14 protein-coding genes are annotated in these 20044 nt (G+C 60.4%); 7 read left to right on the forward strand and 7 right to left on the reverse strand.

Translation table 11 applies throughout. The annotated features are described in order from the left end of the window. Positions 1-29: 29 nt before the first annotated feature. Positions 30-329 carry a hypothetical protein gene (locus R2R70_RS06535; RefSeq protein ID WP_153635790.1) on the forward strand — a complete coding sequence of 100 codons (300 nt, stop codon included), beginning with the start codon at positions 30-32 and terminating at the stop codon, positions 327-329. 363 nt (positions 330-692) lie between these two features. Here R2R70_RS06535 and R2R70_RS06540 read toward each other — a convergent pair whose 3' ends face one another. Then, positions 693-1052: a hypothetical protein gene (locus R2R70_RS06540; protein ID WP_410977635.1), complete on the reverse strand. Its 360-nt coding sequence runs from the start codon at positions 1050-1052 to the stop codon at positions 693-695. A gap of 300 nt (positions 1053-1352) precedes the next feature. Here R2R70_RS06540 and R2R70_RS06545 point away from each other — a divergent pair, with 300 nt between their 5' ends. Continuing rightward, positions 1353-1526: a DUF2970 domain-containing protein gene (locus R2R70_RS06545; RefSeq protein WP_410977636.1), complete on the forward strand. Its 174-nt coding sequence runs from the start codon at positions 1353-1355 to the stop codon at positions 1524-1526. A 189-nt stretch (positions 1527-1715) separates the two neighbouring features. Here R2R70_RS06545 and R2R70_RS06550 read toward each other — a convergent pair whose 3' ends face one another. The 6 genes from R2R70_RS06550 to metH all read right to left on the reverse strand — a co-directional run bounded on the left by R2R70_RS06550 (position 1716) and on the right by metH (position 13671). Then, a complete protein-coding gene (locus R2R70_RS06550; protein ID WP_082388755.1) occupies positions 1716-2267 on the reverse strand; it encodes a DUF934 domain-containing protein in 552 nt (183 codons plus the stop codon). After that, complete coding sequence (locus R2R70_RS06555) at positions 2260-3912, reverse strand: nitrite/sulfite reductase (protein WP_141391638.1); 1653 nt, start codon at positions 3910-3912, stop codon at positions 2260-2262. The genes R2R70_RS06550 and R2R70_RS06555 overlap by 8 nt, the downstream gene beginning before the upstream one ends. Before the next feature lie 290 nt (positions 3913-4202). After that, positions 4203-6647 carry a putative bifunctional diguanylate cyclase/phosphodiesterase gene (locus tag R2R70_RS06560; RefSeq protein ID WP_410977637.1) on the reverse strand — a complete coding sequence of 815 codons (2445 nt, stop codon included), beginning with the start codon at positions 6645-6647 and terminating at the stop codon, positions 4203-4205. Between the two features lie 55 nt (positions 6648-6702). Further along, complete coding sequence (locus R2R70_RS06565; RefSeq protein ID WP_410977638.1) at positions 6703-7836, reverse strand: ABC transporter substrate-binding protein; 1134 nt, start codon at positions 7834-7836, stop codon at positions 6703-6705. A 418-nt stretch (positions 7837-8254) separates the two neighbouring features. Beyond that, positions 8255-9583 (reverse strand): MATE family efflux transporter, encoded by a 1329-nt coding sequence (locus R2R70_RS06570; RefSeq protein WP_410977639.1) that lies wholly within the window; start codon positions 9581-9583, stop codon positions 8255-8257. 362 nt (positions 9584-9945) lie between these two features. After that, complete coding sequence (gene metH, locus R2R70_RS06575) at positions 9946-13671, reverse strand: methionine synthase (protein WP_410977640.1); 3726 nt, start codon at positions 13669-13671, stop codon at positions 9946-9948. Between the two features lie 392 nt (positions 13672-14063). On the opposite strand from metH, the gene nfuA reads away from it, so the two are divergent. The 5 genes from nfuA (at position 14064) to R2R70_RS06600 (ending at position 19819) form a co-directional block, all read left to right on the forward strand. Continuing rightward, on the forward strand, positions 14064-14654 hold the full coding sequence (nfuA, locus tag R2R70_RS06580; RefSeq protein ID WP_410977641.1) for a Fe-S biogenesis protein NfuA: 591 nt from the start codon (positions 14064-14066) through the stop codon (positions 14652-14654). A 322-nt stretch (positions 14655-14976) separates the two neighbouring features. Further along, a complete protein-coding gene (locus R2R70_RS06585; RefSeq protein ID WP_410977642.1) occupies positions 14977-16779 on the forward strand; it encodes a diguanylate cyclase domain-containing protein in 1803 nt (600 codons plus the stop codon). 381 nt (positions 16780-17160) lie between these two features. Beyond that, positions 17161-17718, forward strand: coding sequence for a diaminobutyrate acetyltransferase (gene ectA / locus R2R70_RS06590; RefSeq protein ID WP_404813685.1), 558 nt, complete (start codon positions 17161-17163; stop codon positions 17716-17718). Positions 17719-18000: 282 nt separating this feature from the next. After that, on the forward strand, positions 18001-19266 hold the full coding sequence (gene ectB, locus R2R70_RS06595; protein WP_192838801.1) for a diaminobutyrate--2-oxoglutarate transaminase: 1266 nt from the start codon (positions 18001-18003) through the stop codon (positions 19264-19266). Between the two features lie 160 nt (positions 19267-19426). Further along, positions 19427-19819 (forward strand): ectoine synthase, encoded by a 393-nt coding sequence (locus tag R2R70_RS06600; RefSeq protein WP_043334232.1) that lies wholly within the window; start codon positions 19427-19429, stop codon positions 19817-19819. Positions 19820-20044: the final 225 nt, after the last annotated feature.

The following is a 20044-nucleotide window of genomic DNA, read 5'->3' on the forward strand; positions in this document are numbered from 1 at the left end:
TCGACAAGATCAAAAGTGGAAAATCGTGCATGAACCGACATGATGAAAAGATCATTGCCAGTGCTCGCAAGCAGCGTGCTCTCTTTGATGAGCTCGAAAAGGCGTTGGCGGAAGAGCTGAATGCGCTGGATCGCTCTTCTCAGCCTGCGCCCGCCGCTGAGTCGAACCACGACGCCGACGACGCGCGCGCTCAGCAGCGTGAAGCGGAGTTCGTGGCGCGACTCGAGAGCCTGATCGCGGAATTCGATCTCGATCGCGAGGCCGCCCAGACATGGCTGCGTGAGCTTGAGGCCTTCAAGGGAGACGCGGAGTCAGAGGAGTCAGCGTAAGCCTTAGTCTTGCCTGACGTCTCTTGCACTACGCCCTGAGCCAAGTCCTGAGCTATCACCTGAGCTACGCAGATATGGCACTGCGCGTCGCGTTGGTCTGTTCAGGCCTGCAAGCCTGCAAGCGTGCAAGCCTGCAAGAACAACGCCCGGCACTTCTTCCTGAAGGCTGGGCGTTGTGCGTTTCTCGCTTGGCGCATCTGGATCCAATGGTTATCTAGCCCGATAGATTTTCTGACGTCTTGTTATTGGTTTACCAGCTTAGCGAATTATTGGCTTGCCGACGTATCTACGAGACCGCTTGCCTGTTTGACGGCAAGCTTCATTCGGCAACGTTCCCACCAGCCCTCGGTCCAGGACTGTGGTCTAGATCTCCTCCCAGATGGCTTCCTTCAATTCATCTGTCAGGCCTTGCAGACGTTTCAGGCGCTTGACGGTATGTTCCTGCACATCACTGACAATCTCCGTCAGGCACTCCTTCGACTCGTGTGGGTCAACGAACCCGGTCGATAGCAGACACTGGCCCATTTCCATGCTCTTGGTCTGCCACATGCGAATAAACTCGATTTCCTGCTCATATGCCTTGAGGCTCAGGGTCCACCATACCTGCTGACAACGCATCAAGGGGGCGAGGGAATGCACGAGGTCGTCGGGTCGATTCATCCAGGGCAGTGGGGTGCTGAACATGGCAGCGAAAGGCTGCATCGGTTGATTGGCGACTGGCATTCTGGACTCCTGTCTCATGGTATCTGATAGCTGATGAGTGCAAACCTTGGGGAAATACCTGCGGGGCGGCTGGTGTTTGGCGTTATTGTGACCAATAGTGATAGTGGCTGGTGTCTAGTGGCGCAGGCTTCGCAACCTGAGCTGAGTTGAGCATAGCTCCCTCTGCTGGAATGCGCGCGAGCATCCTGTGCTGTCCCCAGTCAACCCTGGCTTCAACAACCCTAGCTTCAACAACCCTATTCTCAGACAACCCTGTGCCCAGATGATGAATTGCGTGAGGTCACCGACTAGGAGGCGATCATGATCAATGAAGTCAAATCCGTACTGGCAGCATTCTTTGGTGTCCAGAAGGAGGCCAATCGCAAGCGTGATTTCGAGCACGGCCATGCGCTGGACTTTCTGGTGGTGGGGCTGGTGACGGCCGCACTGCTGGTAGGAGGGATGGCATTGCTGTCCACGGTCGTCGCCGGCTGATGAGCCGCTCAGGTGACAGAGACGAAACGTCACACAAGACACTTCAGATATGAAACATCCGGCATGAAAAAAGCCCCCGCCCAGGAGAGCATCCTGGACGGGGGCTTTTGCTTGGCTCACTCGGCTGCGATTGCCTTCTATCCAGTGTCTATCCGAAGGCAGAAGCAGTGAGTGATCAAGAGCGGGCGATCAGCGACGCGCGAATAGCGGCGTCTTCTGGTCGACGCCGGTCTGGTAGCTGACGCTGAACGAGCTCAGGGCATGCAAGGCATCTTCCACGTATTGATCGTCACGCAGGGCGAAAGCACTGATGCCGCAACGGCTCATGTAGTGGAGTTGATCCACCAGCACGTCACCGATGGCGCGAATCTCACCCTGATAGCCGAAGCGCTCGCGCATCAGGCGTGCGATGGTGTAACCGCGGCCATCATTGAAGTTCGGGAAGTCGACTGCCAGCAGCGGTGCGTCCGCCAGTGCCTTGCCCAGTTCCGGCGTGAGCTCGGTGTCACTGGCAAGCCAGGGCGCCAGATGATCAGAGCCTTCACCGGCGGCGACCAGCGCCTGCCATTCTGCCAGCGGCAGCAGGGCGGGTTGCTGATAGCTCGGCAGATTGCCGTCTTCATCCAGACGCACGACCTGCCAGGCATCTTCGCTCACCAGCTGATTCTGACGGATGACGCCACCCTGGCGCTGATCGGTCAATTCACGTGCTGATGTCATTTCTGCAGTCACCTCAGGCATAGACCCGCTCCTTGAACGGCTTCATGCCGATGCGGTGGTAGGTATCGACGAAGACTTCATCTTCCAGACGCTGCTCGACGTACACCTGCAGCACCTTGTCGATGACGTTCGGCATGTCTTCGGCATTGAAGGACGGGCCGAGGATCTTGCCGAGCGTGGCGTTGTCGTCGCTGCGTCCGCCCAGCGAGACCTGGTAGAACTCCTGGCCTTTCTTGTCCACCCCAAGGATGCCGATGTTGCCGACGTGGTGATGGCCACAGGCGTTCATGCAGCCCGAGATGTTCAGGTCCAGCGGGCCGAGGTCATACAGGAAGTCGAGGTCTTCGAAGCGGTCCTGCAGTGCCTGAGCGATGGGAATCGACTTGGCATTGGCCAGCGAGCAGAAATCGCCACCCGGGCAGCAGATCATGTCCGCCAGCGTGCCCACGGTCGGGTTGGCCATGCCGAGTTCTTCCAGCGCCTTCCAGAGTGTCTCGAGTTCATCAACCGGCACGTCAGACAGCACCAGGTTCTGCTCGTGAGTCACGCGCAGTTCACCGAAGCCATACTGCTCCGCAAGGTCAGCCACGGCATCCATCTGGTCGGCAGTGACGTCACCCGGGGCTAGTTCACGGCGCTTGAGCGACAGGGTGACGGCCTTGTAGCCCGGCACCTTGTGGCCGACGACGTTGTTGGTCACGAAACGCGCGAAGGCACGGTTCTCGCGGCGCAGGGTCTCATAGGCCTCGATGGCCTCGGCGCTGACTTCACGGCGCTCAGGCTCGGGGAAGTAGCTGGTCGCCTTGGTGACGGCGGAGTCGGTGAGGGTTTCCGGGCCATCCTTGAGGTGGGCCCATTCTTCCTCGACGCGACGACGGAATTCCTCGATTCCCAGTGCCTTGACCAGGATCTTGATGCGCGCCTTGTACTTGTTGTCGCGACGGCCCCACTGGTTGTAGACACGCACGATGGCGTCCAGATAGGTCAGCAGGTGCTGCCAGTCGAGGTCTTCGCGCACGATGTCGCCGACCATCGGCGTACGGCCGAGACCGCCACCCGCCAGGATGGTGGCCTTGACGCTGCCATCGTCGGCGCGGTTGAGACGAATGCCGATATCGTGGACCTGGATGGCAGCACGGTCGGCGCTGGCACCGGTGACGGCAATCTTGAACTTGCGCGGCAGATAGGCGAATTCCGGGTGAAGCGTGGACCACTGACGGATCAGCTCACACCAGGGACGCGGATCGACGGTCTCGTCTTCCGCGATACCGGCGAACTGGTCAGTGGTGGTATTGCGGATGCAGTTGCCGCTGGTCTGGATCGCATGCATCTCGACCTGAGCCAGTTCGGCGAGAATCGCCGGGACATCTTCCAGCTTCGGCCAGTTCAGCTGCAGATTCTGGCGAGTCGTGAAGTGTCCATAGGAACGGTCATAACGACGACTGATGGCCGCCATGGCGCGCAGCTGGACAGCGCTCAACATGCCGTAGGGAATGGCGATACGCAGCATCGGGGCATGACGCTGGATGTAGAGGCCGTTCTGTAGGCGCAGAGGGCGGAATTCTTCATCTCCCAGACGGCCCGCCAGATAGCGATCCATCTGGTCCTTGAACTGAGCTACCCGCTCGTCGACCAGTGTCTGGTCGTAGGTGTCATAGCGATACATGTCAGGGGTGTCCTGCGGTCGGGCATCAGATGATCGTCCACTGATGCGAATCTTGTTGATGCTGAAGCCACCATACCCTCTATTCTTTATTCTTTAAAAGAATAAATCCTCATAGTTTTCGACGATGGCGTTATTAAGAAGGCGCGTTGAGTTTGCCTACCAGCAAAGAAAAAGAAAAGACCAGCCGCCGGAGGGTGAGGCGTCTGGCCATGTTGCCCGGGGTCTCACGACAGGCACGGGCCTGCCGCGTTCCGGGCTTGCGCAGAACGGAGGGCCTCTGTCAGATGCCATCAGCCCGGGTCATTGTCTGTGCCTGGTGCGCTCCTGACAGCTTTCAGCAGACTGACACGCGCATCCGCGTTGGTGTGAAAGCGAGTCTCGAAGGCCTGCTGCGGCATCGGGCGACCGAAGAGATAGCCCTGGAAGGCGTGGACACCCATGGCCTGGAAGATTTCGGCTTGCCCCCGCTCCTCGACCCCCTCGACAACGACCTGCATGCCGAGTGATTGGCCCATCGCGACGATGACCCGCGCCAGCTCCCTGTCCCGGCGACTGGTCTCGACATTCATGACGAAGGAGCGATCGACCTTCAGGATGCCGAAAGGCAGGTCATGCAGATAGGAGAGGCATGAGAAGCCTGTCCCGAAATCATCCAACGAGAGGTTGACGCCCAGTCTGCGTATTGCCTGCAGTTGATAACGCAGGCTGTCTTTGCTGTCGAGCATCAGGTTCTCGGTGACCTCGACCACCAGCTGCGAGGGACGAATCGGGTAGCGCTCGAGCAGTGACTCGAGCTGGTGCAGAATACCTTGATCCCTGAACTGGATGACGGAGGCATTGACGGACAGATAGCGCTCCTCGATCCCGAGTCGTCGCCATTCGCACAGAATGACGGCAGCCTCTTCCAATACCCAGTTGCCGATCTCGACGATCTGTCCAGTCTTTTCTGCCGCCGCAATGAACTCATCGGGGGGCACCAGGCCGAGCTCAGGGTGCTCAAGGCGGATCAGTGCCTCCGCGCCGAGCAGTTCCGGAGCCTCCAGGTCCGCGCTGGTCGCCCGGAAGATGGGCTGTAGATGAAGGCGGAACCAGCCCATGGTCAAGGCTTCGCGAATCATGCGCTCCTTCAGGAACAACGGCTCACCGTCTTCCAGCGCGCTATCGCGGACGCAGGTACGGTATTGATTGCCCCCCTTGTGCTTGATGTCCACCACGGTAAGTTCCAGTAGACGCATCAGGCGGCTGGGGCTCTCGTCATCTGCCTGCGCCTGCAGGCCCGCCATGCTCAGGCTGAGATGGATGGGTTCACCAGCCTTGAGCAGCGGATGGGAGAAAGCGATTTGAATCCTATGGACAAGTGCGCGCAAGTCATTGATATCACAGGTCATGACGAATTCATCACCCCCAGTACGTCCGATCCAGTCGGGGTCACACTCCTTGAGCCGTGCGCCAACCTCTTTCAACAGCAGATCGCCGTCCATCGGCCCCAGGTGGTGATTGATGCTGTGGAATCGATCGATATTGACCAGCAGCAAACCAAAGACAGCGTCACGTGCGATCAACTGCTGTACATGCTGATTGAGCGACAGCCGGTTGGGTAACTGCGTCAAGGGGTCAATCAGCTCATGCTCCAACAGCCGTTGCTGGGTCCTGGTCAGTTCGGTGATGTCCGTCAGCAGCATCATCGTGCCCCGGGCCTGGCTGCCATTGGCGGCGGGAATGACTACCTGAACCTGACGGTCTTCCTGGTGTTGGCAGTTCAATGTCATCACCAGGTCGTTGCAGGCATTGCCCAGTCGCAAGGCCGTGCTGATGCGATGGATGTGCTTGCCATTCTGACTGCTGATGAGAGCATGAAAGGGCATGCCGACAAGATGTTCACGAGCCCAGCCGGTCACCTCCAGCATTTGCTCGCTGGCATCCTGCACAGTGCCCTTGTCGTCGATCACCAGCAGCAACGCGGGGGTATCACGATAGAAGTGTTGATAGCGCTCCTCGTTGTCACGCAGCGCTTCCATCATGTTGAAGATTCGCTCCCCCAGCTTGTTCAGCTCCACGATGACCTTGTTGATCTCGCGCGAGTGAACGGGGGGAATGCGTTGGAAGGTGGCATGCTGGCCCTCCAGCTGCCGCATGCGCCTCACGGCCTTGCTCAAGGGGTCCATCACATAGCGCTTCAACTGCCAGGAAAGCATCAGCAGGATCGACAGAATGATGGTCAGGGCGATCCCGAACAGCACAGCTCCACCCTGGTAACGGGTGGCAAGCAACGGGGCGTTGGTGCTCTCCAGTTCAAGCCTGCCAACGGCCTGCTTGACCAGTGAGTTCTGATAGACAAGTGGCTTCGAATGCGTGACGGGATCCAATGCTGTGCCGCTCTTGGCAATCTCCTCGACAAGCTCCCCCTCATGATTGAAGTAGCGCACGGCATGAACACTGGCGTGGTGACTGAGAGTCTCGAGGTAGGCATGGATTCTCTCATCGTCGAAGTTCCATATGGCGTCCGGCATCGACAGCGCCACGATATCCATCATTTCCTGATGGTCATCATGCATGTGCTCGACGGCCTCGCTGGCATACAGGTAATAACTCACGGCTCCACTGATGGCACAGATGGTGAATACCAGCGGTGCAAGTATCCGCAGTATTCGCCATCTGAGCGGTGACGCATGCTCGCCATCACTCTCGGGCGCCGTACCGGGGGCCTTGGCGAGTTTCGGGCCATCATTGATCACGCTGTTCTCCCTCGGTGGCGATGGACGTTGCCCTGCGAGCTCTCCTTGCGCCTCCTCATTGGGGGGTGTCCATGAGCGCGCTGGAACGTGCAGTCTTCTTCTGGGTAGCAGGAGCCTGAGGGGGCAATCCAGATGCCGCGGCCTGGTGGCCAAGCATCTGCGTCAATACCCTCATCGGATCAAACTCATAGTCATCCCGCGATGCCTGCAAGCCGAAGGCGGCGAAATCTGCAGCTTCCCAGTCAGGGTTCTCCAGAAGCGGGCCATATCGCGCCACATTGTCATGCGTGATCGCGCTCATCGGGAAGTTGACGGTTCTGGGAGACCATTCCTCGATATCGGCATGGTCTCTTGCCATCACCATCGCCCAGGCTCCCGCCATGAAATGACCGCCGTCCGTCAACAGCATGCGCTGGTCCTTCACCATGCTGATCCCCTCCGGTGACCAGTTGAGCCCTGCCACCAGCACGTCCACGCCGGGCGTGAGGCCCGCTGACTCGAGCGCAAGAATGGCCCCCTCGGCCATGGCATCATTCGCCGCCCAGATCAGATCATTCTGACCGCTTGAGCGGCTGACCCACTTGAGATATTGCGCAGTAAGATGTTCGGCATCCCGGGTATTCCAGCGCGCCTCGAGTATGCGGTCTATCTGGACATCCTGGTCTTGGGAAAAGCCGGCCACCATGCCGGTATTGCGAGCAATCGAGGCAGGGGTTCGGGTGTCACCGATCAAGGCAAGCCCATGCAATTGGCCGGTGGGCGAGCCTTCTCGCGCCACCTTGATCAGCTGGGTCGCCATGCGTTTGCCCGCAGTATGGTTGTCCGGGATGACGCTGCCGATCCAGGAGGGGTGGAGGGACCCCGGGGTGCCATGGGTCAGCGCCTCTTCGCGGGTCAGTCCGTTCAACAGCATCACGACATGGGTGTCGTGGCCATCCGCAATCGCCAACAACTCGGATGCCGCCTGCTCTTCATTGACCAGCAGGAGATAATCCGGAGCGGCAGGGCTCTTTAAAGCCTGAATCGCGAGTTTCTTGAGCAGGTAGGGATTGCGCTCGGCGTAGACGACTTCCAGTGAGATATTCAGGTCCAGGGCGGCCGCTTGCATGGTGTCGGTCACCATGTCCCAGAAGCGTTCGCCACGCAGTCCGGGGTTCACGAAGGTGGCGGTCAGCGGGCGTCCAGGCATCGCCTCCTGTGCACCACGCGCCCTCGATTGGCCTGAAGGGTAGGCAGAGGCTTGAGTGTTTTCGGAGGCTCGAGGCGTGAGAACGGGGGAGGAAGAGTAAGAGGAAGATAAAGAGGATGAGGCATTGACCAGCCCGCTGAGGGCAAGGCAACCACACAGGACGATCAGCCTTGGCAAGCCAAGTTGTGCTCGTCCTGTCCTGATGGTGGCAGCGGACATGGCGTTCTCCCTAGTGCATTTACTTTTGTTTCTATCAGGGTACGCGACTGGGCAAGCTGGGTATGGACTTCAACAAGACTGCCATTTACCAAGCTTCAACGATTGAACGACATATATCATTATCTCTTGATGTATTCCATGGGGGCTACAGGCGCGAGTGGCAGCAAAGGCTGCTGGCTGGCTGCACCAGAGAACATATTCAAAGGCGCAAGGTTTGCCACGCTCTGCGTTGCCAGATAAGCCCGAAGACGAGCGAGTTGAGCAGGCGATAGGCGAGCTGTATCGCCCAGATGGCGACGAGGCCACCTTCCTGATGGACGCCCCACCACCAGGCCGCGGGCAGAAAGATCAGCCACTGCAGGCTCAAGGTGGCAAGCATCACGGTGCGATGGGCGCCGGCGCCCAGCAGTGCCTGGGCCAACACGATGGCGGTGCAGTCGAGCACGATCATGGCGGCTGTCATCTGCAGCGGCAGCAGGCCCAGTTCGATCAATGGCGGGCGATGCAGGAACAGCCCGAGCACGCTTTCCGGCGCGACCCACAGCGGCAAGCCCAGCAGCAACAGACACGGCAGTGCCACGCGCACGGTGTCCCACCCCCAGCGATGGGCCTCTTCATGCTCGCCGCTGCCCAGGGCCTGACCCACCAGACTCATGGCGGCCAGTCCAAGTCCGACCCCGGGCAATATCAGCAGCAGGGAGAGATTCACCAGCACATGGCCGACCGCGACACTGGCCGCATCGATCTGACCGAGTATCCAGAACAGCATCGCGTAGCCCGCCGCGAACCATAGCTGCTGAAAGGAGTGGGGCACCGCCAGCTTGAGCAGCGTCAGGTAATGCGTCATCGGCGGCCAGGCGTGCAGGACGCCGTGCAGACTGCGCTCGCCCAGCGTCGCCTTGATCCACAGCGCCAATGCGACCAGCAGGGACAGCGTCGTACCGGCCCCGGCGCCATCGGCGCCCATCTGCGGGGCGCCGAACAGACCGTGAATCAGAATGATGCTGAGCACGACATTGACCGCCTGGGTGATCAACATGATGCGCAGATAGATGCCGGTGCGCTGCAGGCCATTCCAGAAGCCTCGGAAGCAGAACGCCATGGCGACCGGGATCAGTCCCAGCACACGCCATTGGAAATACGAGGCGGCGGTTTCATGCACGCCGGGCTGGTCATTGATCAGCGACAGCAGCGGCTCGGCCCAGTGATAGCAGGCGAGGGTAACGGGAATGCCGATCGACAACGCCAGCACCAGACCGGCATTCAGGCCTTCGCCACAACGCTCCGGCGCTTCCTCGCCCAGCCGTCGCGAGGTCTGTGCCTGGACGGCGGAAGACAGCCCGAAGATCAGCGCCGTGACCATGAACATGGCATAGCCACCGATTCCCACACCCGCCAGCGCCGTCTCGCCCAGACTGCCGACCAGTGCCGCGTCGATCAGGTTGAGCAGACTCTGCGACAGCATCGCCCCGATGATCGGCAGCGCCAGCTTCAGAATTCGTGTGTTGCGCGCAAGATCCCCCAGCATCAGACGCCTCCACGCGGGGAGTCGGAAAGGTGATAGGAGCAGGAGGGGGCAAGAGCCTCGACGGCGGCTGACAAACGGGAAACCAGTGAACGGGGCTGCGATGAACAGAACAGCGAGAAACCGAGCAGAGACAAACAGGACAGTGATAGACAGAGCAGAGACAAACAAAGCAGTGATAAACAAAGCAGTGACAACGGCAGCACGGGCGACTCACGACAGCAGACAAGGAAGAGCGCCATGATAGCGCGCTCGGCAAACTGAAGACATCGCCTCTCAGACGACAGCGCGCCCACCTCCTGAGAGGTGAGGCGCGTAAAGCTGTCATTGGCTGCATCAACCGGCGTGGCGGCTGATGGAGGGGATCAATCGGCGTCGGGATCGTAGCTCAGCACCGGCGACAGCCAGCGCTCCATCTCGGAAAGCTCCATTGCCTTGCGACTCGCCAGGGACTGCACCTGATCGCGGGTGATCTTGCCGGTGGAGAAGTACTTCGACTCCGGGTGCGCGAAGTACCAGCCAGACACGGCGGCCGCCGGCCACATGGCAAAGCTCTCGGTCAGCACCATGCCGGCATGCGTCTCCGGTTCGAGCATGCGGAACAGCGTGGCCTTCTCGGTGTGATCCGGACAGGCCGGATAGCCGGGCGCCGGACGAATGCCGCGATACTTCTCGGCGATCAACGCCTCGTTGTCGAGCACTTCCTGGCTATCGTAGCCCCAGAACTCCTTGCGTACGCGCTCGTGCAGGCGCTCGGCAAAGGCTTCGGCGAGGCGGTCCGCCAGCGCCTTGACCATGATGGCGTTGTAATCATCGCCCGCCGCCTCGTACTCCCTGGCCAGTTCATCCGCGCCATGTCCGGTGGTCACGGCGAAGCCACCGATCCAGTCCGGCTTGCCACTGTCACGCGGGGCGATGAAGTCGGCAAGACTGTGACAGACGCCATCACGGTTCTTGGTCATCTGCTGACGGATATGATGCAGGCGCTCGACCACCTGGGTGCGTGACTCATCGGCGTAGACTTCCAGAGTGTCGTCGTCGACGCAGTTGGCCGGCCAGAAGCCGATCACGCCACGCGCCAACAGCACCTTGTCATCGATCAGTTTGCGCAGCATCACTCTGGCATCGGCAAACAGCGAACGCGCCGCTTCCCCGACCGTCTCATCCTGCAGAATCTTCGGGTACTTGCCCGCCAGCTGCCAGCTCATGAAGAAGGGCGTCCAGTCGATGCGCTCGACCAGTTCATTCAGATCGTAGTCATCGAAGACCTTGAGACCGGTGAAGCTGGGGGCCGGCGGGGTGTAATGCTCCCAATCGGGCTGGAAACGGCGCTTGCGCGCCTCGCGGTAGTCGAGATCCGCGGCCTTGGGGCGGCGCTTGGCGTTGCGCTCGCGTACCACGGCGTACTCGGTGCGAATCTGGTCGACATAGGCTGCCTTGAGTTCCGGCGACAGCAGGCGCGAGGCCACCCCCACCGCGCGCGAGGCGTCGGTGACATAGATGACCGGCTGCTCATACTGCGGTTCGATCTTGACGGCGGTATGTGCCTTGGAGGTGGTCGCGCCACCGATCAGCAGCGGCAACTCGAAACCACGGCGCTGCATCTCCCTGGCGACATTGACCATCTCGTCCAGCGACGGCGTGATCAGCCCGGAAAGCCCGATGATGTCGGCCTTCTCGTCGATGGCGGTCTGCAGGATCTTCTCCGCCGGCACCATCACGCCCAGGTCGATCACCTCATAGTTGTTGCACTGAAGTACCACGCCGACGATGTTCTTGCCGATGTCGTGGACATCGCCCTTGACGGTGGCCATGACGATCTTGCCCTTGGCCTGGGTCTCGCCGCTCTTCTCGGCCTCGATGAAGGGGATCAGGTGGGCGACCGCCTGCTTCATGACGCGCGCCGACTTCACCACCTGGGGCAGGAACATCTTGCCCGCGCCGAACAGGTCGCCGACCACATTCATGCCGTCCATCAACGGCCCTTCGATGACCTCGATGGGTCGGGCTGCCTGCAGGCGTGCCTCTTCGGTATCTTCCTCGATATGGACGGTGATGCCCTTGACCAGCGCGTGTTCGATGCGCTTGTTGACCGACCAGCTGCGCCATTCGAGGTCTTCCTTCTTCTCGCCGCTGCTGCCATCGCCCTTGTACTTGTCGGCGATGTCGAGCAGGCGCTCGGTGCTGTCATCGCGGCGGTTGAGTACCACGTCCTCGACGGCGTCGCGCAGCTCCCCGGGCAGGTCATCGTAGAGCGCCAGCTGGCCGGCGTTGACGATACCCATGCTCAGGCCCGCCTGGATGGCGTGATAGAGGAATACCGAATGGATCGCTTCGCGGACCGGATTGTTGCCACGGAACGAGAAGGACACGTTGGAGACGCCACCGGAAATCATCGCGTGGGGCAGGTTGTCATGAATCCAGCGCGTGGCCTCGATGAAATCGACCCCGTAGTTGTTGTGCTCCTCGATGCCGGTGGCGATGGCGAAGATGTTGGGGTCGAAGATGATGTCCTCGGCCGGGAAGCCGATGTCATCGACCAGCATCCGGTAGGCGCGCTCGCAGATCTCGATCTTGCGCTGATAGGTATCGGCCTGGCCGACATCATCGAAGGCCATGACCACCACGGCGGCGCCGTGACGGCGACAGATCTGCGCCTGCTGACGGAAGCTTTCCTCGCCTTCCTTGAGCGAGATGGAATTGACCACCGCCTTGCCCTGGATGCACTTGAGCCCCGCCTCGATGATGTCCCACTTCGAGGAATCGACCATGATCGGCACGCGCGAGATGTCCGGCTCCGAGGCGATCAGGTTCAAAAAGCGCACCATGGCCTCCTGTGACTCCAGCATGCCCTCATCCATGTTGACGTCGATGACCTGGGCGCCGTTCTCGACCTGCTCGAGGGCGACTTCCAGCGCGGTGGTGTAGTCCTCCTCCTTGATCAGACGACGGAAGCGCGCGGAGCCGGTGACGTTGGTACGCTCACCGACATTCACGAACAGCGAGTCCGGCTGGATGTTGAAGGGCTCAAGCCCTGACAGGCGGCAGGCCGGCGCGATCTTTGGCACCTTGCGCGGCGGGTACTGGGCCACCACGCGCTTGACCGCCTGGATGTGCTCTGGGGTGGAGCCACAGCAGCCACCGATGATGTTGAGCAGGCCCGCCACGGCGAAGGAGCCGATGATCTCGGCCATCTCGTCCGGGGTCTGGTCGTACTCGCCGAATTCGTTGGGCAGGCCGGCGTTGGGGTGCGCGGAGACGAAGGTATCGGCTTTCTCGGACAGCTCACGCAGGTAAGGGCGCAGCTCCTCGGCGCCCAGCGCGCAGTTGAGGCCGATGCTCAGTGGGCGCGCGTGACGCACCGAGTTCCAGAAGGCTTCGGTGGTCTGGCCGGACAGCGTACGCCCCGAGGCATCGGTGATGGTGCCGGAGATCATCACCGGCAGGCGCGGATGGCCTTCGTCGAACAGCTCCTCGAGGGCGTAGATCGCCGCCTTGGCATTCAGGGTGTCGAAGATGGTCTCGATCAGGATCAGGTCCGCGCCGCCCTCGAAGAGCGCCAATGCGGCTTCGCGGTAGTTGTCGCGCAGGATATCGAAGGTGACGTTGCGCTTGGCGGGGTCATTCACGTCCGGCGAGATGGAGCAGGTGCGGCTGGTCGGGCCAAGCACCCCGGCGACGAAGCGCGGGACGCCGGTCTCGGCGGCCACGGCATCCGCCGTCTTGCGCGCCAGGCGTGCCGATTCGAGATTGATCTCGTGGACCAGCGCCTGCATGCCGTAATCGGACTGCGACAGCTGAGTGGCATTGAAGGTGTTGGTCTCGACGATGTCGGCGCCGGCCTCGAAGTAGGCGCGGTGGATCGCCTCGACGATGTCTGGCCGGGTCAGCGCCAGCAGGTCGTTGTTGCCCTTGATGTCGCTGGGCCAGTCGGCGAAGCGCTCACCGCGGAAGTCTTCCTCTTCCAGCCCATAGCTCTGCAACATGGTGCCCATGCCGCCATCGAGGATCAGGATACGTTCCTGCAGCGCCTGGCTCAGCGCGTCGGGCAGGGGCAGAGAATAGGGTACAGGGGATAGGGCTTGCGCCATGACGGACTCCAGCGTGCGTGACCTGTCGCGTTGTCTCCCGGGCGTGTAGCGTTCTCTGCCAGGCCAGTACTTTGCCAAGCCAGTACCTTCTGAGCCCAGTACCTTGCCGAGAAAGTCACACGCCACAGGCGCGAACTCATTGCTATTGAGAGGCGCTGGCGAGGGATCCGCTCACGAAATCCCCGCCTGGCCAGTTTGGGCTATCGTATCAGACTGCAGAATCGTCACGATGAGCATGATTCATGCGCAACATGAGTCAGTCAGGAGTGCCCGCAAGGGAATGGCTGCGCGCAGGGCACCAAACCCGAGTGATTTGCTCAGGATTGCGAGTGCAGCAGGTTTTCCTTAACATGGAGCCATTAGTCACCTGACATCAAGAGAGTCTCTGCGCCATGAGTGAGAGCATCCAGATTACCGATAGCGCCCAGGAGTATCTTGCCGAGCTGCTCGAGAAGCAGAACGTCGAAGGCATCGGCGTGCGCATCTTCATTACCCAGCCGGGCACGCCGTATGCCGAGACCTGTCTCGCCTACTGCCGCCCGGGCGAAGAAGAGCCGACGGATGAGATCCTGGATCTGCCGAAGCTGAAGGTCTATCTCGACTCGCACAGCGTGCCGTTCCTGGAAGAAGCGACCGTCGACTTCAATGCCGATCGCATGGGGGGTCAGCTGACCATCAAGGCGCCGAACGCCAAGATGCCCAAGGTCAACGCTGACAGCCCGCTGGAAGACCGCATCAACTACCTGCTCTACAGCGAGATCAACCCGGGTCTGGCGGCTCACGGTGGCGAGATCAAGCTGGTGCAGCTGACCGAAGAGCAGGTCGCCGTGCTGCAGTTCGGTGGCGGTTGCCAGGGCTGCTCCGCCGTCGATCTGACGCTGAAGGATGGTGTCGAGAAGACGCTGATGGAGCGTATCCCGGAGCTGACCGGTGTGCGTGACGTCACTGACCACACTGACACGACCAACGCCTACTACAGCTGATGTCGGGTCTGTCTTCGGGCCCGAGGACAGGGTCGAAGCCAGGCACAGGCCAGAAACGCAATCTCCCATCGATTTTCGGTGGGAGATTTTTTATGGGCGCGACGTCAGCCTGTCAGGGGCTGAGGCGACCTGACGCGAGCCTGGGACATCCAGGCCCGGGCATACAGCGTATGAAGGGAGGTTCGGGGGAAGTTGCTGCGTAAAGTATTAGATTTATCTGGTATCGTGGCAGTATCTTTTTCATGCTGGCAGCGCCCATCGGCTGGCCGGCGTGACGCGTTTTTCGTCGAACGTTTCCTCCCATCGTCAAGAGATAGCCTTCATGAGTCTGGCCAACCTGCGCTTTCGCACCATCAACATCATCATCTGTGCGCTTTCCGCCTTGGCGGGACTGGTGTTGCTGGTCGTGTTGGCATTCATTACCCGCAACGTGTCCGACCTGCAGCGCGACTGGCAGGAATATCAGCAGGCACGCTCCGACAAGCCGCGCCTGGAAGGTCAGCTGACCAAGGCTCTGGGCTATGGCGGCATGGTGCATGACTTCAAGAATCTCGTGCTGCGTCAGGACCTCGAGCTGATCGGCGAGGTGCAGAACGAGATCGGTGCCGCTCGCAGCGCTCTGAGCCGTTATCAGAACCTTGGGCTGACCCAGGGGGAGGAAAATGCAGTGGCGGGCCTGCGTGCCACCATCAGCCGCTATGAGCTGATGGTGCCCAGAATACGCACGATGATCGAGCAGGGGCGCTCGAGTGCCGATATCGACAAGCTGGTTCAGATCGATGATTTCCAGGCCGTCTCGGGGCTGGATACCCTGCGGCGTATCTCCATCGCGGAGCTGCGTGACAATGACAATCCGCTCGAGAACGGCATGGGCAAGGCTCGCCTGGTGGCCAACCTGCGCCGTGACCTCGGCTATGGCGAGATGATCCACCACTTCAAGAATTACGTGCTGCGCAGTGACGCCATCTACGGTCAGCAGGCGGCGCAGGACATCGAGTCGCTGCGCGCTACCCTGGCGGCTTATCGTGCGCTGGGCATGAACACCGCCGAGCAACGTGCCATCCGCGATATCGCCGATGTCATCCAGTCCTACGGTGACCGTTTGAACAAGGTCAACCAGCTGCATGACGAGCAGGCAGACCTTTCACCGCGTGAGATCGATCAGCTGGTCAAGGTCAATGATGCCCCGGCGCTTGACGCACTGGCGGTGCTGGATCATGAAAGCCGCATGCGGATCGCGGCCACCTCTGCCGCGGTTGGCAAGACGCTCAAGCTGCTGGCCAGGGTGGCCCCGGTGGTCAATGGCCTGGCGCTGGCGATGATCGTGGTGCTGATCGGCATCTCGATGTGGCTGTTCGGGCGTTATGTGCTGGTACCGATCCGTCGTCTGACCCAGACCATGAATACCCTGGCCAATGACGATGTCAGCGTGGTGATCGACAGCACCCAGCACACCAATGAAGTGGGCCAGATGGCGCGGGCGCTGCAGAAGTTCAAGTACAACATCATCGAGAGCAACAACTACAAGAAGCGCATCACGCAACTGGCGATGCATGATTCTCTGACGGGGCTGCCCAATCGACAGCATTTCTATGAGCGGGTCGAGCATTGGCTCGAAAGCGTCAGTGGCGAAGGCGGGCAGCTGGCGTGCCTGATGCTGGACATCGACAAGTTCAAGCCCATCAATGATACCCACGGCCATGCCGCCGGGGATGTGGCGCTCAAGGTGATCGCGGAGCGACTCAATCAGGTGGTGCGCAAGGGCGATTTCGTCGCGCGTCTGGGAGGCGATGAGTTCGTGGTGCTGGTCCACAATGCCGACATCCAGGCGAATCTGGGTCGCCACGGGGAACTCGCCCAGCTGGCCCAGCGCATCATCGACAGTCTGGGCAAGCCATTCCTGTATGAAGAGCACAAGCTGGAAGTGGGCTGCAGCATCGGGATTGCCATCGCCCCTCAACATGGCACCGACCGTGAACAGCTATCACACAATGCGGACATGGCGCTGTACGCCGCCAAGAATGAAGGCCGCAATTGCGCGGTGCAGTTCAGCCGCCATGATGAGCTGGGCCAGATTGTTGCGACCGCCAGCAAGAAGCGTGACGGGCAGAAACAGCGTAACTGAACCCCAGGGCTTCAAGCCCTGGGGTTCAAGCACTAGAGCAGAAGCCGCCTTTGCGGCAATGGAAAGGCAGTGGCAACGCAAGCAAGGCCAGATGCCGCATGAGCAGCCAAGCAGACGGCGCCCCTCGGGGCGCCGTCTTGCGTCTGGTGGGGACAAATCATCAGCGGGCGGTGGGCAAGGGCGAGAGTTGCCCGGTACTGGTACTGGTTACTGGTACTTGTACTGGCCCGGGCCTGCACGCTCACCGATACGGAGATTGGGATAATTCTACGTTATCCATACGCTTCACGAGAATAATTTATGGTTTGCGACATCCATAACGGTTTGTTATGGTTTATAGCGAATTCGCCAACTGCGAAATATTTTATGAAAACCATGACAATGACTTCCACGATTCAGGGCCTGGCCCACCACACCCACGATGCCGTGATCAACCGCGCCAGCGCGCCGTTGTTCATCCGTCAGCCGACTACCGATGATGGCTGGGGCATCTACGAGCTGGTCAAGGCCTGCCCGCCGCTGGACCTCAATTCAGGGTATTCGTACGTTTTGCTGGCCACGCAGTTCCGTGACAGCTGCGCCATCGCGACAGATGAGGAAGGTGAGGTCGTCGGCTTCGTTTCCGGTTACACCCGCAACGATGCCCCGCAGACCTTCTTCCTGTGGCAGATCGCCGTCGGTGAGAAGGCGCGTGGTACTGGCTTGGCACGCCGCTTGATCGAAGCCGTGATGAAGCGTCCCGAAATGGCGCACGTGCGTCATCTCGAGACCACCATCACGCCGGACAACGAGGCGTCCTGGGCATTGTTCACTCGCCTCGCCGAGCGCTGGCAGGTGCCGCTGCACTCGCGTGAATACTTCTCTTCAGACCAGCTGGGTGGCGTGCACCTTGCCGAAAACCTGGTGCGCATCGGCCCGTTCCTGCCGCGCGACATCTGAGTGCTCGACGCGCTCAAGGCTCTTGTGCCGCCAGAGTCCATGTGCAGCACGGGCGAGTAGCAAGCCGCAAGAAGTCCCGGACGGGACGCCGTCATGATTCTTGTGTCGGTCGTCGAGAAGAATCACGTCCCGTCCGGCAGATGTTCACGACAGGAAGGTTGTGGCATCTCCTGCTGACCCCATGTGTGAGTGAGGTAGGGTCAGTGTCATTCGTTGGATCGTCTTTACATTCTGGTATGGCCATTTCAGTAGTCGGCCATCCATCACCAGGGAGGTGACAGCATGAATACGCAGATTCTCGAACAGATGGAATCCGAGGTACGCACTTATTCGCGTTCTTTCCCGACCGTTTTCACCAAGGCGCAGAATGCCCACCTGTTCACTGAGGACGGCAAGCGCTACATCGATTTCCTCGCCGGTGCCGGTGTGCTCAACTACGGGCATAACCATCCGGTACTCAAGAAGGCACTGGTCGATTACATCAGCAATGATGGCATCATCCACGGCCTCGATATGTGGACTTCCGCCAAGCGCGATTTCCTCGAAGCGCTGGAGGAAGTGATCCTCAAGCCGCGTGGTCTGGACTACAAGGTCCACTTCCCGGGGCCGACCGGCACCAACGCGGTCGAAGCTGCCATTCGTCTGGCGCGCAAGGTTTCCGGCCGCCACAACATCGTGTCGTTCACCAACGGCTTCCATGGTGTGACCATGGGTGCCCTGGCCACCACCGGTAATGCCAAGTTCCGTGATGCGGCGGGTCTGCCGGCGCAGGGTGCGCAATTCGTGCCTTACGATGGCTACATGGGTGAGGGCATCGACACCGTTGCCTACCTCGACAAGCTGCTCAAGGATTCCTCCAGCGGCCTGGATCGCCCGGCAGCAGTGCTGGTCGAGACCGTGCAGGGTGAGGGCGGGATCAACCCGGCCTCCATCGAATGGCTCCAGCGTCTGGATGCCTTGTGCAAGGAGCACAAGATCCTGCTGATCGTCGATGATATCCAGGCGGGTTGTGGTCGTACCGGCAAGTTCTTCAGCTTCGAGCACGCCAACATCGTGCCGGACATCGTCTGCAACTCGAAGTCGCTGTCTGCCTCCGGTGTGCCGTTCGCGATGGTGATGATGCGTCCCGAGCTGGACCAGTGGAAGCCGAGCCAGTACAACGGCACCTTCCGTGGCCACGCCCTGGCCTTCGTGACCGGCGCCGCCGCGCTGCGCCACTTCTGGAGCGATGACAAGTTCGAGCGCGATATCCAGCGCAAGGGTCGTATCGTCGAGGACCGCTTCCAGAAGATTGCCGCCAAGGCCCGCGAGAACGGCTTCGAAGCGCACGAGAAGGGCCGTGGCCTGATGCGCGGTATCGATGTCCGCGACGGTGATCTGGCCGATGCCATCACCTCACGCTGCTTCGAGCAGGGCTTGATCATCGAGACCAGTGGTCACTCCGGTCAGGTCGTCAAGTGCCTGTGCCCGCTGACCATCCGCGACGAAGACCTGCTGGAAGCCCTCGATATCATCGAGGAAAACGCTGCCGCAGTGCTGTCCAAGTAACGCTGTCTTCCCGCGGGGCGCCCGGTCATCGGCGCCCCGCGGGTCGTTGGTGAGCCTCTGGCTTGCCATCCCCACCGATTGCCCATCCAAGTCACCCCCTTCGTTACGGTAATCGCCATCTGTCAGCTGTCGATGTCAGGCAGCCTAGTGAGGAAAACACATGATCGTTCGCAATCTCGAAGAAGCCCGCAGCACTGATCGTCTGGTCAAGGCCGAGAATGGCAACTGGGATAGCACGCGCCTGCTGCTTGATGAAGATGGTGGCAAGTGTTCGTTCCACATCACTCGCATCTTTGAAGGCACCGAGACCCACATCCATTACAAGCATCACTATGAAGTGGTGTATTGCATGGAAGGTGAGGGTGAAGTCGAAACACTGGCCGATGGCAAGATCTGGCCGATCAAGCCGGGCGACATCTATATCCTCAACGAGCACGATGATCACCTGCTGCGTGCCACCAAGACCATGCACCTGGCCTGTGTGTTCACCCCGGGCCTGACCGGCAAGGAAGTCCATCGTGAAGATGGCTCCTATGCACCTGCCGAAGCCTGAGACCCTGTCTCGTCGTGAGTGAAGCGCGAAGCGTCTGACCTCAAAGGGACAAGCGTCATCCAGAAAGCCCCGTAGCCTTGCTGCGGGGCTTTCTGCGTCGTGGTGGTGAGAAACCGCTCCGTGAGGTTGCCGCGCAGCAATGCGCGCAAGGGTTTCCACGCTCAATTATCGTTAGTGGTGCGCAGCTTGCCGGCTCTGCCAGTCAACAGTCGAGACGAGTATGCT

Source organism: Cobetia sp. SIMBA_158 (assembly GCF_046566945.1).
In the GTDB taxonomy this organism is placed as follows: domain Bacteria; phylum Pseudomonadota; class Gammaproteobacteria; order Pseudomonadales; family Halomonadaceae; genus Cobetia; species Cobetia amphilecti.

What these genes read in the sequence shown, in the direction of transcription:
- R2R70_RS06535 (WP_153635790.1), top strand. Translation starts at nt 30, where the DNA reads ATGAACCGACATGATGAAAAGATCATTGCCAGTGCTCGCAAGCAGCGT.
- R2R70_RS06540 (WP_410977635.1), bottom strand. Translation starts at nt 1,052, where the DNA reads ATGCCAGTCGCCAATCAACCGATGCAGCCTTTCGCTGCCATGTTCAGC.
- R2R70_RS06545 (WP_410977636.1), top strand. Translation starts at nt 1,353, where the DNA reads ATGATCAATGAAGTCAAATCCGTACTGGCAGCATTCTTTGGTGTCCAG.
- R2R70_RS06550 (WP_082388755.1), bottom strand. Translation starts at nt 2,267, where the DNA reads ATGCCTGAGGTGACTGCAGAAATGACATCAGCACGTGAATTGACCGAT.
- R2R70_RS06555 (WP_141391638.1), bottom strand. Translation starts at nt 3,912, where the DNA reads ATGTATCGCTATGACACCTACGACCAGACACTGGTCGACGAGCGGGTA.
- R2R70_RS06565 (WP_410977638.1), bottom strand. Translation starts at nt 7,836, where the DNA reads ATGCCTGGACGCCCGCTGACCGCCACCTTCGTGAACCCCGGACTGCGT.
- R2R70_RS06570 (WP_410977639.1), bottom strand. Translation starts at nt 9,583, where the DNA reads ATGCTGGGGGATCTTGCGCGCAACACACGAATTCTGAAGCTGGCGCTG.
- metH (WP_410977640.1), bottom strand. Translation starts at nt 13,671, where the DNA reads ATGGCGCAAGCCCTATCCCCTGTACCCTATTCTCTGCCCCTGCCCGAC.
- nfuA (WP_410977641.1), top strand. Translation starts at nt 14,064, where the DNA reads ATGAGTGAGAGCATCCAGATTACCGATAGCGCCCAGGAGTATCTTGCC.
- R2R70_RS06585 (WP_410977642.1), top strand. Translation starts at nt 14,977, where the DNA reads ATGAGTCTGGCCAACCTGCGCTTTCGCACCATCAACATCATCATCTGT.
- ectA (WP_404813685.1), top strand. Translation starts at nt 17,161, where the DNA reads ATGACTTCCACGATTCAGGGCCTGGCCCACCACACCCACGATGCCGTG.
- ectB (WP_192838801.1), top strand. Translation starts at nt 18,001, where the DNA reads ATGAATACGCAGATTCTCGAACAGATGGAATCCGAGGTACGCACTTAT.
- R2R70_RS06600 (WP_043334232.1), top strand. Translation starts at nt 19,427, where the DNA reads ATGATCGTTCGCAATCTCGAAGAAGCCCGCAGCACTGATCGTCTGGTC.